Source organism: Pontibacter populi (assembly GCF_040278685.1).
Lineage (GTDB): Bacteria > Bacteroidota > Bacteroidia > Cytophagales > Hymenobacteraceae > Pontibacter > Pontibacter populi.
This window is the reverse complement of sequence record NZ_JBEOKT010000005.1, coordinates 151,422-167,251: the sequence shown is the minus strand read 5'-3', so window position 1 is coordinate 167,251 and position 15,830 is coordinate 151,422. Positions and strand designations below refer to the sequence as shown.

Annotated in this window: 3 protein-coding genes; 2 read left to right on the top strand and 1 reads right to left on the bottom strand. The window is 41.7% G+C overall.

All coding sequences use genetic code 11. The features are described from left to right. Positions 1 to 102 precede the first annotated feature (102 nt). Together ABS362_RS07260 and ABS362_RS07255 are read left to right on the top strand one after the other, a co-directional pair. Positions 103 to 7,710 carry a T9SS type A sorting domain-containing protein gene (locus ABS362_RS07260; RefSeq protein ID WP_350411733.1) on the top strand — a complete coding sequence of 2,536 codons (7,608 nt, stop codon included), beginning with the start codon at positions 103 to 105 and terminating at the stop codon, positions 7,708 to 7,710. A gap of 618 nt (positions 7,711 to 8,328) precedes the next feature. Next, positions 8,329 to 14,508, top strand: coding sequence for a T9SS type A sorting domain-containing protein (locus ABS362_RS07255; RefSeq protein ID WP_350411732.1), 6,180 nt, complete (start codon positions 8,329 to 8,331; stop codon positions 14,506 to 14,508). 66 nt (positions 14,509 to 14,574) lie between these two features. Here ABS362_RS07255 and ABS362_RS07250 read toward each other — a convergent pair whose 3' ends face one another. Beyond that, positions 14,575 to 15,411, bottom strand: coding sequence for a DMT family transporter (locus tag ABS362_RS07250; RefSeq protein WP_491568579.1), 837 nt, complete (start codon positions 15,409 to 15,411; stop codon positions 14,575 to 14,577). Positions 15,412 to 15,830 lie beyond the last annotated feature (419 nt).

Below are 15,830 nucleotides of genomic sequence, written 5' to 3'. Positions count from 1 at the left end.
ATGTCATACATTGCCAAGTTGTGCCTTTGATTAGGTAATTAAAAATTATACTGTTTCTAATTTTATTAAAAAGTTTACCCAGTTTCACCCTTAGTTTAATCTATGAGAACTTTTACTCTTGTTAATGTTTTGTCATCTGGCAAACGGATTTCATTTTTGTTGGTATTACTGTTGTTTGTAGATCTGAACAGTTTTGCAGATGTCATAAAATGGCGCGGGGGCAATGGTAGCACTGCTACAGACTGGAATACTGCAGATAACTGGGAACCTAAAAAAGTTCCTGGCATTAATGATGATGTGGTGATCGGTGATACTGATATGACAACTGGTAAGGCTGGTCCTGTAATAAATGACTGGGCCGATTATACCATTAAGTCATTAACTATAGGTGAAGGAAAAGTTGTAGAATTTTACATGGCTCCTAAAAGCATGCGTGTTACAGGGAACGTAAAGATTGGAGTAAGTGGCTATTTAAGAAACTTAGGTGTTCAGGCATTTTATGGGGGAAGCTTTACAGTAGTTGCAGGCGGTAGATATTCAGAGGTTGCTTATGCAGAGAACAGTGGAAAAGGGAATGCGAGTAAAGTATGGCCTGTTACAGAATTTTATGGTACAGGTACTATATCAGGGCTAACTGTTGCAGATGTAAACGGAAGCTTTAGTAATTTACTTATTTCAGGATCAATAACACTAGATAGTAACCTTAGCTTAACTGCGGTTGATGCTGTTAATACAAAGAATGATAAAGTATCTGTAACAATAAATCCGCAGCTTTATATTACAGGGTCATTAAACCCCAAAGAAAACCAGATTAAGTTTCAAGAAATTGTTACTAGTAATAGTGGAAGTATAATATTCTCCGTTGCGCAGCGTGCTGTGGCGCATGTGCAGGCAGAGGACTATATAGGTAATTATATTAATGTAAGGACCGGTCTGGAAATGTTTCCTACCCAACTTGATGTTCTTGGCGAAATAAACTATTCAGGCGGTAGAAATCAAAACATCTTATCAGGTAGAACATATGGTGTACTACGTATTAGTGGTACAGGAATCAAATCATTGTCTGCGCATACCAATGTTCTTTCCAACCTATTTGTTGATGCCGCAACACTTGATATAAAAGGCTTTAATTTAAATAGAACAGCCTTGGGTGGTACTATGAGTGTGGCAAACTATGCTAATTTAATGTTAAGCGCATCAAATTTTCCATCCAATTATGAAACTGTAGACCTTGGTTCTTCAAGTACAGTTGAATACTATGGAGTAGACCAAAATGTGACATATGTAGTGAATGGATATGGCAATCTGCATTTAACTGGTAGCGGCACTAAAGAAATGCCTACGCTTGCTGCGAATGTACCTCTTGTAATTGGAGGTAATCTGAAGGGAGCAGGTTCTGCTAAGTTTAGGGCTCTTAGTAATATGGATATATCTGGAGATGTAGACTTAAGTGAAACGGCAATTTTTAGAGGTGGTTTATCAGCACTAGCACATACTGTGGGTGGTGACTGGATTAATAATGCCGACTTTGAAGGCGAGTCAAGCACAGTTATACTAAAAGGTACAACTGGCGATGAAATAAGAATCAATGTAGACCTGCTAGTTAATAGTACTGAAAGTAATGAATTTAATAACCTGATTATTACTGGTAAAATAGATATAAATGTAGGGAATAGAAATGTCGCAGTTAAAGGGGATTTGGAAACAAGAGGTGCAGGTACACTAACACAGACTGTAGGAGGCGTTGCAATGAAAGGAGCCGCACGTTCTATAAAAGGGACAGGTATTACACTGAATAACCTTTATGTAAGCGGCACTATAGCATCAGTAGCATCTTTTACTATTAACGGTAACTATGAAACAATTGCAGGTGGTGCTTTTACAGCTACAGGTGGTACTATCACTTTCACAAACAAGATAGATAATACTACTACTAAAAACATCACTCACGCTGGTTCAGGTAAAACACAGTTTTATAATTTAAATATTGCTCCAGCTACAACAACGACTAAAATATCTACAGTATCAGATTTCTTCATAAATTCTAACCTGAGCGGTAATGGTCTAACGGCTACTCAAGGAACTATAACTTTTAATGGGAACTCAACCTTTAGTGGTGAACATGATCTGTTTAATGTATCAATAGAGTCAGGCAAAAAACTGAAAATGGGCGCAGGCTCTACAATGGGTATTGCTGGTCTATTCACAGGTGTTAATACTGATTTTGATGTTACAGCCCAAAATACTGTTAATTACAATGGCGGTAATCAAAATGTAAATAATGTTACCTACCACCATCTGAAATTTTCCGGTGCCGAGACAATAAAAACAGCAATAAGCAGCCTTGTAACTTTGGGTGATATTGTAATTGGGGAAGGAGTAACTTTTGCTGCCGGTGACTTTGTGCATGAATTGAATGGTAACTGGGTAAATGCAGGAACTCTTTCCGCTGCGAATGGAGCTATAAACTTTACTGGAAACCGGAATACCACAATAGAAGGGGTAACTACCTTTAATAAGATACAGATTAATAAAAGTGATTTAGTAAACTTTGTAACTCTTGATTCTGAAATTCAGACTACAGATATAGTATTAGCAACCGGGTTTATGAAGACTGGAGCTAATAGTATAACCGTGATAGGTGATAGAAGTGGTACTGGTTGGATAGAGGGCACTATAACACGAGAACCGGTTGACGGTTTTAATACCACAACAGAATATACATTTAACGGGCCATATGTTACTATTAAATTGGGAGAGATAGTTGATCCGGTAACCACAATCTCTGTAACAACAACTCCAACAGTGGTTACATTTAAAGATGCCGTACCTGTAAACAGGCTATACTATGTGCAAGCGAATGGTAGCTACAAAAGAGCAAAAATAAGATTGCAATATGAAGACTCAGAACTAAATGGTAACACTGAAGTTAGTGATGAAAACGGTTTAAAGCTTTCATGGTCAACATATTATCCTAATAATGTAAACTGGTCAGTAGCAGATAAGATTGATAATCAATATGAAGAAAACTGGGTAGAGGACGATGGTACAAAGGCAGACCCAATAAACGGTTTTACAAATCTGAATAAATACTGGGCAATATCAGATAAGCCTAACAGATATGTATGGACTGGAGAAGTAGATGAAATATGGGAAAAGAAAGCAAACTGGATGAGGTATAAAGTGGATGGTGTTACGTTGGAGGCAGCTACTGAAGCACCAGCCACTACTGATATTGTTGAACTTGGTAGTTGGGATCATAAGAATGAACCGGTTATTGGATCAGAAGTTTTCTTAAAAGGCCTCCTTTTCAAACCAGATTTCCAAACAGTACTAACTATTAGTAATACTTTATTCAATCCTATAGATACAGAAGAACCGGCGCTAAGAATAAAAGGTAACTTATCTCCAGTTGAGGTAACAAGCCAAACCCATACTATAATAACAAATGATAGGGAACTTGAAGTGCGAAGCAATCTTCAAATGGATAATGGTTTACATAAAATAAACATAACCAAAAATTCAGGAGAAATAATTGTAAACAACTCCCTTATTCAAAATACTGCAATATTAAATATAGGCTCTGGTAACTTGAGGCTAAAAGGCAACTACATTAATAATGGATCAGAAAACTTTATAACTAATGAAGGTACAGTTACATACGAAGGAGGAAGTGCTCAAACTGTTGCAGATATACCTTATCATCATTTAGTTATAGATAAGACAGGAGGTGCGGCTAATTTTGAAGTGAGTGGTGTTAAAACTATTGGAGGAAATTTAACAATAACTGATGGTACTCTTGTTATTCAATCATCAGAGGTAGATCCAAACACAACACAAAATAATGAGCTTATAGTTAGTGAGGACTTAACTATAGCTAATACAACAAGTGCTAAATTAAGAACAACTAACACAAATCTAAATCTTAAAGGGAACTGGATTAATGAAGGAGGAGCATTTGAAGGTGGTTCAGCTATAGTAAGATTCACAGGTACTGAACCTCAAAGTGTGTCTTCGTCAGAGTTTATTAACCTTGAGTTTGATAACGCTTCTGCAGAGGGTGTTTCATTAAACGGAGATGTAGCTGTTGACGGCGATGTTAAAGTTCTGTCAGGAACGCTAAATTTAGATACATATAAATTAGACAGAACGAGTAGTGGTGGTCTGCTTCATTTAGCAGATGAATCTTCACTAATAATTAAAGGGGAGAATAATTTTCCGTTAAATTTTGGTTATGATCTAAGTCTTGAAAGTGTAGTAAATTATAATGCTACTATAAATCAACTTGTAGCTCCTGTGGCTTATGGTAAACTAACCTTATCTAATTCTTCACTTAAATCTTTAGCAGGATTAACTACAGTTAACAATGAACTTCTAATAGAGGAAGGCACAAGCTTTACTGCGGGGTCTCATCCTATAAACTTAAGTGGAGATTTAATTAATAAGGGAGAGATTACGCTAACAGGAAATAGTACCCTTACGCTTGCAAACACAGGAGGTGTTGAAAGAGTACTGAAAGGAACATCTGCAACAGCAAGAGACGTAGATGGGAAAACAGTATATGATCCTAAAAGTATTTTGAACTTCTATAACCTGACTGTTCAAAATGAAGCAAAATACAGAATAGAGAAACTTAATACAGCTCCTGAGGCAGTAAACCCAATAATGCAAATAGCAGGTAGTATTGATATAAAAGGGACATTGGATGCTGGTACAAGCACAGTATACGTGGTTGGGGACTTTATTAACAGTGGTATTTTAACTAGTAGTGGGCAGGCTATATTTGTTGGAGTTCAGCCTCAGAATATTAGCCTTATGGCTCCGATTAACCCTGGGCCGGGTGGTGCACCAACCGTAGTTTTTACAGGTAATGTCCCTCCCGTTCTGAAATCAGATGCTGCACCTGCCTTTGGGAATGTTGTCATTCAGAATACAGGTGGTGTAAAAGCGAGTGTTGGATGGGGTGTGGCTGGTATGTTTAGAATTGACCCAGGCGCTACTTTTGATGGCGGGTCTTATACACATAAAGTCTTTACTATTTTTGAAAATAATGGGACATTCAAAAGCTCTGGATTATTAGAGTTTTTGCCGCCTTATCCATTATGGCCGGTAGGGGTGCCTTTGCCTAAAGCTTTCCCTTTCCGATTTGGTAATTTTGAGAGTACAGGTACACTAAGGTTCGGAGGGTCAGGTCAAATTATATTGGCAGGGTCAACTACTCCAGTTCTGAATAATTTAATTGTAGCTAACAATTTAGGTATATCTACAACTACGTTAGACCCAGAAGGTAAATATGTTTTAAGCATTACAGATTGGAACATTGACGGAAATCTTGTTGTAGAAAGTGGTGCTACTTTAAATGCTGTTCCGCTGTTCCCTGATCATGGCTTGTTAGGTACTAACTTCTTTATTAAAGGCGAGCTGATTAACAGTGGTACAATAGCAAGTATTAGCCCAATAACTAAGGGGAGCGTTGGATTAGGAGGAAACTTCACATTTACTGGATCAAATTCAAAGATTTCGGGTAATGGGGTTACTATGATAGGAGACCTTACAGTGGCCAATAACGCCAGCTTAACAATAGGCAACAGTATAATGCTTTTTGGTAACCTTGCTCATAACGGAGTTGGTTTTAATAGCGGTGAAAACAAAATCACATTTGTAGGGCCACATCCATCTAGTATTTCAACCGATCCTATTAAACCATTAACTTTATCTAGATTAGTAATAGATAAATCAGACCAGGCATCTACAGTGAATGTTTCTACTAACATAGATAAAGTACTTAGTGTTGATGTAGAAAAAGGTGTGTTAGATTTAGGTGAAAGTGTTATAACTGTTCATCCCAATTTATCAGAAGGAGAAGAAGGACTGATTTCAACTTCATTTAAAGTACTTGATGGTGCCACTGTAAAAGTCGACGGCTTAGCTTCTTTACCAAACTTTGATGCACAAGACATTGTGTCTCTTGCTCCAACCAGTACAGTAGAATACTATGGCGCCAACCAGCAAGTGAAAAGTGTACAGTATGGTAACTTAGTACTAACAAATACAGGTACTGCTACTTTTGAAACAGGTCATGCTAAAGTTGCTGGTAACTTTGTCGTAGCAGGTGAGTTAGGTCAATTAATTGAAGCACCAACCACCTTTGAATTTAACGGTGCCAGTGCGCAGGATGTAGCAGCGATTGATTATAACAACCTGATTTTTAGTAATGCCGGAACAAAAACTTTTGCTTCAGGTATAATAGGTATAGCTGGTGATCTGACTATAGCTGCCGAAGGTACAGCCGAAGCCGATGCTATTACGAACAGTACTACCATAAATTATAATGGCTCAGCAGTGCAGGCGGTGTTACCAATAAACTACTACAACCTGACGCTGAGCGAATCTGGTACTAAAACTTTCACCGGCACTACAGCCATTAGGAATACATTTGATGTAACTACTCCTGGCCTCGCAAACCTAAGCACAGCCGGAAACACAATAGAGTTTGACGGGGCTGATCAGAGCGTTCCAGGCCTCACTTATAAAACGCTTAAGCTATCAGGCTCCGGAGAGAAAACCCTGTTGGTAGATGCAATTGCTGATGAACAAGTGATTATGAATGGTGGTATCTTAAATACTGACAAGTATATACTTACGCTTGGCAATACAGCTAATCTGGTTGGTGAGAATAACAATAGTTATGTTTATGGTAAAGTAGTTACAGAGCGTACATTCGGAGAGACCTCTGGAAACTCAGTAGTACAGACACAAGGCACAGTACCACAAGCCGTAACTGCAACTTCTCATGATTTTGGAAATATGGGTATACAAGTGTCGACTACTGATAATGTAGGGACTGTCACTGTTGAACGGACAACTGGAACTCCGATAAAGTCTGATCAAACTAATAACTATAGTATCGCTAGAGATTTTGCTTTTACAGTTTCAGGTACAAATAGTAACCTAAATGCATCGGTAGTATTTAACTATTTAGATTGGGAATCGAACAATTTACCAAAAGAAGAACTACGTTTGCATAGCTTTGAAGGAGGTAAGTGGATTAAGCAGTCAACTTCAGCTCCTGATGCTAATAATACGTTAGCAGCGCAAGTGAAGACTTTAACCCGTTTAACACTTGGCAGCAATGTTACTCCACTCCCAGTAGAACTGCTTTCATTCACAGCAACCAAAAAAGGTAACAATGCTGAGTTGAGGTGGGCAACTGCAAGTGAGCAGAATAACAAGGGTTTTGAAGTGCAGGTATCAACAGATGGAAATACTTACCAGAGACTTGGCTTTGTAGAAAGCAGAGTAGGATCATCGGCTACAAAGCAGGAGTATAGCTTTACCGATACCCGAAGCAGCAAAAACGGAGTGCAGTATTACCGCCTGAAGCAGATCGACTTTGATGGTACTTCTAAAATGTATGGTCCGAAGACTGTAAACTTTGGGATAGTTGTGGCTGCGGTTCCTGCTGAAGTGTATCCTAATCCGTTTAAGAATAAATTACGTGTTAATATTAGCACACTTACGACAGGAGTAGCAACTATAAAACTGTACACAGCTACAGGCCGTCTGCTTAAAACGGAAGCACTACAAGTGCAAGCCGGTATAAATGATAACCCACTATCATTAGCGAACACAGCTTATGAGCCAGGGTTGTATTTACTGGTAATTGAACTGAACGGTCAACAACAGACGCTTAAGCTGATGAAAGAATAAGGTCTATGACTAAATAAACACAACAGGCTCCTCACAAGGGAGCCTGTTGTGTTTTATATGAAATCACAACTCTTTCGCCTGCGGTGCAAAGCTTTTAAAAGGATTTACAAATACCCGCCTCCTATTAATACTTCATTATAAAATTATTTAACAGCGATATGCTTTTTAAGCAAACTAAACCTCAAAGAGCCTGTGTGTTTAGTTTTTAAAGCATTATGCAAGCTATTTATTGAATTTTTTTAAACACTGAATAAATATTTTAGTCAATAAATGCAATAAATTATTGCTATGATAAGTAAATTTATATATATTCATCCATAAATACTTATTAGCTCAAACCGTCTTAAATTTTACCGTTTCCATATGTAACTAAAGCAGTATGGTTAAGGTCTCAATCAATCCAGAATTTTGCTATAGCAACAAGCTGTCCTATAATTAGGATAACTAGTTGGTTGATTAGTACAAATTTTAGCATGCCGCATACGAATACGCTTACTATTTACAGCATTATATGGTGCAGTAGCTTAAAGCTATTTGCAGCAATACTTTAAAAGCGATACTATGTATTTAACTGCTACTGCTAACAAAATTTTAGCTCTTAGATTATGTCTAGTTACGTTGCTTTGGCTAGGGCTACAGCTTAATGCTTTTGCACAAATCACCACAAGTTGGACAGGTGCCGGCACAGATTGGAATACTGCCGGCAACTGGACGGCAGGTGTGCCGGATGCTACCAAGCATGCCGTTATTGGGGATGCTAATTTTACAGGTAATAAAGAGCCCAAGATAGACCAGACTTCTCTGGCTGAATGTCTTTCTCTGACAGTTGGTGGCGCGAAAGCAGTTAAGTTACTAGTATCATCGGACAAGGGATTAACCGTGCATGGAGATGTATTGATTGTGCCTGGCTCCGAAATAGAAAATGAGGGAACGTATATTACTGTAAAAGGTAACTGGACCAACAATGGTATCTTTACTGAGAATCTATATATAAAAGGTAACTCTCCTAATGCTCGTAGTACACAGTATCCTAAAGTAGAATTTACCGGCACAGGTAAAACAATTGGAGGTACCGGCGCAAATACATTTAATCACCTTATACTTAACGGAGCAACAATTCTTAATGCAGGTATAAGTATGGTTGCCCGTTCAAACACAAGTGGTAACGTTACTGTGCAACCAGAACTGTATGTAAAAGGCAGCCTGGATCCCGGAACTCATTTGGTATCGGTGCCGAGTGTGCCCGACGTAAAATTTGAATTGGCCGCATCCGCTACTCTTTTTGTAAAAGGTCCAACCTATTCTTCTAACTACAGCAGATTTCCTTCAGTTTATTGGACTGCCAGCACCATTAATTATGCCGGCGGGAATCAATTAATAGATAACGCTTTAGTTTATCCCATATTACGGGTAAGCGGTAGCGGGGTGAAAAAGTTAAGTGGCAATACACGTGTTTATGGAGCTACAGATTCAGGGCTGCATATTGATGCGGGTACCCTTGACCTGGAAACCTATACTTTAGATAAAGATAGTAGCCCGGGTGCGTATTTAAGTATAGCTTCAGGCGCAACCCTGCGCATCGGAGGTACCAATACATTTCCTGCAAACTATGGCACAAATACTCTACACGCAAACAGTACAGTTGAGTATTATGGTACAAACCAGACAGTTGCCCCCCAAACATACGGCCATTTGCTTTTAAGTACTTCTGGGGTAAAAACAATGCCTGTAACAGCCATGACGGTACAGGGCAACCTGACAAGTACAGGCACAGTGTCTTATACAGCAGGGGCATCGGTAAACGTAGCAGGAAACGTAACCATTGGAACAGGCACTACCTTTAATGGAGGAAGCGCTACACACACCATAGGTGGCAACTGGGGTGCCAACGGCACTTTCACAGGCAATGCCAGCACCGTGCTTATGACAGGCAACAGTAAAACCATATCAAGTACGGCCGGAGCTACAGAGTTTTACAACTTAACTTTAAACGGAACAGGTATAAATGTAACAGTGCCAGCCTTAACTATACGCGGAGACCTGAACGCTCCGGGAGGAATTTCGCAGGTGGCGGATGGTACGATTACCTTTATAAATACTGTAAGTAAAAGTATAAGCGGCAATAATTTAAACTTCCAGAACCTGACAGTGGATGGTATAGTTACGACAGCTGCCAACCCAACCATGTATGGTAACTTTACAGTTAATACAGGCAAGACCTTTACGGCCAGTGCGGGTACGGTAACAATGGCTGGTGCCAGCAAAAATATAGCGGGCTCGGGCACTAAAACATTCTTTAATCTGAACATTGCCAACCTTACTTCTACAGCAAATTCCTTTACAGTAAATGCTTCGCTCAGTGGAGCAAGTCCGTTAACGGCGAGTGCAGGTACAGCTACTTTCGGTAATACTTCTACTTATGCAGGCACACATTATTTATACAATGTAGGCATTACTGGTACAAGCATGCGTATGCTGGCTAACGCAAACCTGTATGTGGCTGGTGCATTTACCAAAGGCGTAAGTTCCGCTTTTGATGTAACTACTTCTACACCAAATACAGTTTATTATAACGGTACAAGTGCTCAGGCTATACTTGCTACACCTTATCATCACCTGGTGTTAACCAACACGGGAGCTAAAACTGCAGGCGGGGTTGTAATTGTAAATGGGAATATGCTTTTGGATGCTGGGGCTATATTTAATGCAGGTAATTTCAACCATATGATGTATGGTAACTGGACTAACAACGGCACATTTAACCATGACAACGGAACCGTAACTTTTACAGGAGCAGCCAATGCAAGTATAACCGGGGCAACAACATTTAATGCCTTAACTATAAATAAGACGGCAGTAACCAACGCTGTAACCCTTAACAACGATGCTACGGCCACAACCCTGAACATGACGAATGGTGAACTGCGCACCGGTGCCAGCAAAATAACTATACTCGGCGACAGAACTGGTAACGGCTGGGTAGTGGGTACAGTAACAAGGCAGCATGCATTTGCACCAGGTTCGGCTTATGCTTTTAACGGGCCATATGCCACACTGGCATTTACAGGAGGCACTGGCGTAACAGAAGCATCTATGATAACAGGAATATCCTTACCTACAGATTTCCTGAGTGGTAAAAGTATAAACAGGCAATACCAGCTATTAGCCCCGATAGGAAATTTTACAAGTGCCAGTGTACAGTTGCAGTACCAGGATGCAGAGCTTAACGGATGTCTGGAAGACGGCCTGAAACTATACCGGAGAGCCACTACTTCAGATGTATGGTCTAATGCCAGCCGCCATGCCTACGACGCTGCACAGAACTGGGTGCGCCGAAACAATTTGACCACAGTTGCTGGCTATTGGACGCTGACTGATAACCCAAGCACTTATAAATGGGATGGAGCAAACGGTATAGCCTGGGAAGAGGGCGCTAACTGGGAAGTATGGACAGATGGTGTAATGACTCGTGGTATTGCCGGGCCTATCAATACTGATTTTGTAGAACTGGGAGGCTTGGTGCCAACTAATCAGCCAAGTATAAATTTTGCAGAATGGGTAAAGGATGTTAAATTTTTTGGAGCCAACCAGATCACGCTGTCAATGCCGGCCGGCTCACTGAGAACAAATGGCGATCTGGCAACTTCTGGCGGCGGTGCAGGCACGCAACATGCGCTGAATGCAGGTGCTCAAACTATAACTATAGGCGGTAACCTGATACTAAATGATGGTAATGCCGGTAACAGCCTTTCGTTAAACAGCGCTTCCGGTACAGTTGCAATAACGGGCGGAATACAGCATCGCGGAAATGGAAGTATAGCATTAGGTACAGGTAACCTGACTATCGGCGGAGACTATACATATGAAGCTGGCAACTTTACAGGTGGAACAAGTACGGTAATTTATAACGGAACTGCTGCCCAGGTGGTAGCCGGAGTGCCTTATCATCATCTGACAATAAACAAGACCACAGGTACAGCAACTTATACTTCGGCTTCGGCACAAAGTATAACCGGTAACTTAACTGTTAATAATACCGGAACTTTAGCCATGGCTATACCTGCAATTAATGTGGCTGGCAACATAAGTATAACTAGCGGGGCATTGCAGGGGAATGCCGCGACCATAGATCTGAAAGGAAACTGGAGCACAGCCAATACTTCTTCTTTTGTTCCGGGCACAAGCACCGTCATCTTCTCGGGCAGCACAGACCAGACCGTATCAGCAACCAATTTCAATAACCTGAGCAAAACAAATACAAATACATTAACCACTACAGGCAACTCTACTCTAAATGGCTCGCTGAATGTACAAAGCGGCATGTTGATATTGAATAGCCATACCATGAACAGGACTGGGGCAGGAGGAACTCTTACGCTTGCTGATGGTGCAACACTTCGGATCAACAACACGGCAACTTACCCTGCCAACTTTACTACAAATACATTAGGTGTAAACAGTTCTGTTATTTATTCAGGAGGTAACCTGGCAATAGCACCTGTAACCTATGGCTACCTTACGTTACAGGATGGCAGCACCAGGGCTCTTCAAGCCAATACGCGCGTTGCTAACCTGATGACCATCGCAAATGGGGCAACTTTAAACAACTTCAACACTACACTAACGCTGGATAATGACCTGGTAAACAACGGGACTATAAATGCTGCTGCTACCAATCTTACTTTTACAGCAACCGCAGCTAACCTGAGCGGTACAGGATCAACAGTAATAAAAGACCTGACAGTTGCTTCGGGATGTGGCTTAACGGTAAGTAAAAACCTTACCCTTCATGGCAGCCTCACTAATAATGGCAACGGATTTAGCGCTGCAGGTAATTGGGTTGATTTAACAGGAACAGCCGCCGCAACTATAACTTCAGCAAACCCAATAACTATAAACGAGCTGCGGGTAAACAAAACAGGCACGACCCCAACGGTATTATTGGCTGGTGATATTAATGGCTTGCAAACTATAAATGTAGCTACCGGTACCCTGGATGCAGCCAACCGAATTCTTACGAAAAAAGCAGTAGCCGGAACCACACTTACAGTAGCCAACAACGCCACCATGAAGGTAGGAGGAACAAGTACGCTTCCGGTTTTTGATAGCTATACTTTAAACCCGAGCAGTACTATAGTATACAATGGCAGCAACCAAAGTATAAAAAGTGTGCAGTACGGCCACCTGGATCTGCAAAACTTCGGAACGGCCACCTTTGAAGCAGGTATAGCGCAGATTGCAGGTAATCTTACTAAAGGCAATGAAGCTACTGTAATAACACCAGCAACTATAGAGTATAACGGTGCTAACCCGCAAACCATAGCAGCCCTTGATTATAACAACCTGATGTTGAGCAGCACAGGCGCCAAGACCTTTGCTGCAGGCAACCTGAGAATTGCCGAAACACTTACAAAGCTAGGAACAGGAGCTGTAGATGCCCGCTCAAATGCTGGAACGGTGCATTATACCAAAGCTGATATCCAAAGTGTATTGCCACTAAATTATCATAACCTGACACTAAGCGGAAGCGGGGCCAAGGCATTCTCCGGCACTACAGGTATAGCAGGCGTTTTCTCTATAGGTGCACCAGCCTCAGCAGACCTTGCCACCAACGAGAATACGATCAACTTTAATGGGGCCGCGCAATCAGTGCCAGCACTGAACTATAAGAATCTGACCATTTCGGGAACCGGTATAAAAACGCTGGCTGGTACTACTAATGTTGAGAAAGCATTAGCCGTTACAGCCGGCGAATTGCGCACAGGCAACAGCAACAAAATTGTACTTAGTACAGCAACCGGATCTATTTCAGAAACGGCAACCGGATATGTAACCGGCACCGTAGAGAACACACGAACACTTACAAGCGGTGCAGCACAAGGTTTTGGAGGGTTAGGAATAACGATAACTCCAACTACAGGAACGCCGGGCATAACCAAAGTAACCCGGGTAACAGGCTCAACCGTTGGCTCTGCTGGTAAAAGCATTTTGCGCAGCTTTAACGTGGAGCCGCAGGGCACTAACACCGACCTGAATGCAACTGTAACCTTAGCCTACCAGCAACACGAACTTAATGGGCTTGCTGAGGCAGACCTGGCCGTTTATACATCATGGACAGGTGGAGACGACTGGAAACTGCAGACTGCTAGTGGAATTCCTGATGAAGTAAATAATTTTGTCTCCTTAGGCAGTGTACAAAGTATGGCCCGCTATACATTGGGAGGCCGCAATACTCCACTACCTGTAGAACTGCTATACTTTAAAGCAACGAAGCAGGATAATGCAGCAGTGTTGGAGTGGAAAACAGCGTCGGAGAGAAATAACAGCGGTTTTGAGGTGGAGGCATCTGCAGATGGCTATAGTTACCAGAAGATCGGGTTTGTGAAAAGCGCGGTGGGCACATCGGCCATAGCGCAGAACTATAGTTTCACAGATAACCGGAATGGTAAGAATGGGGTGCTGTATTACCGTTTGCGCCAGGTAGATGAAGACGGAACTTTTAAGTTTTACGGACCTCGTACGGTAAATTTCGGGACGGTTACCAAAACAACTATCGTTGCCTATCCTAACCCGTTCGAGTCTGAAGTAAAACTGGCTATAGATGCCGCTAACGATGGTAAAGCAAGACTGACCCTATACACGGCTGCCGGTAAAATTATAACGCAACACGAAGAGCCGCTGGCTAAAGGAGCATCGGTGTTACAACTAAACCTGAACCAGAGTCTGCCACGCGGCCTGTACCTGCTAACTATAGAACAGAACGGAGATGTGGAGACACTGAAGTTGATAAAGAATTAGCCTGATTAGTTTCTAAATAAAAAAGGCTCCTGTTTTACGGGAGCCTTTCTTTTGCAGCAGTTGTTTTTATCTGGCCCTGTTAACTATAAATACGCCAACCAGGATAATGACCATGCCTATATAATGCCATAGGTGTATGGTTTCACCATCGAGCACGCCCCACATAAGCGCAACTATAGGAATGAGGTAAGTAGAGGAGCTGGCAAAAAGCGTAGTACTCATGTGTATCAGTTTATTGAAAAGCACCAACCCTACAGCCGTACTGAAAACAGCCAGGATAGCTATATACATAAACGCCTCCCAGGCTCCCGGTGTGTGCTGCAGTTTCGGAACCACGTCGGTTGTAAACATATAAGCTATAGCCACGGGCCCCACCGTAAGCAGCGCCATACTCGACATTACCAGCGGCTTCATGCCCTGCAAGCGGTGCTTTATAATGTTCACGCTGCCGCCATAGCATATAGTAGCTATCACGATGTAGATGCCATAAAACGTATTATCCATGTTGGTGTCGCCGCCTGAGAAGATTAGGATAACCGTGCCAACTATACCGATGATAATACCGAGCATGCGCATCCAGGTGATGGCCTGATGGAAGAACATAGCGCCAACCAGCAGCGTGAAAAGGGCCGTGAGCGAGTTAAGCACCCCGGCAAGTCCGCTGGCTAACTGCGTTTCAGCATAGGCAAACAGGAAAGCCGGGAACAGATTGCCCAGCAGGCCGCTGCCCAGCAAGTACTTCCAGCGGTACGGCTCCACCTGCCGGATATGTTTAATGGCAAACGGCGAAAGAGTTATGAAAGCGATCGCTATCCGGATAGCACCCAGCTCGTTGGAGCTGAACACTACAAGCCCCTTCTTGATAAGTATAAAAGATGTACCCCAAATAAGGGCCAGCGTAATGAGCAGGAACCAGGCCAGTGGCGGCGTTCCGGTTTTCTCGGGTGCGATAGTCGGTGCTGTTTTAATAATATGAGCTATAAAAGTAAAAGCGTATCTGCAAAAGTAGATGATTTTTGAAGTTAAAGAGTTAAAAAGTTTAGGAGTTTGTGAGTTGAGGAGTGTAACTATAGAACTATAGTTGTAATTATACTAAAAGCAGAAATTCCCCTCTTGGGAGGGGTTGGGGTGGGTTATACACCAACCATAGAGCTATAGCCAAAGCCACTACCAATCCTGTCCCTTCCGGGCCAGTTGAGTCACAAACTCAACACCATAGTAAGACACGGGTTGCAAACCCGCGCCAGCAATATGTATAAGGAACAGTAAAGCAACTATAAAACTATAGCTGCAACTATAACCTAAGCATGGAGATCCATTAA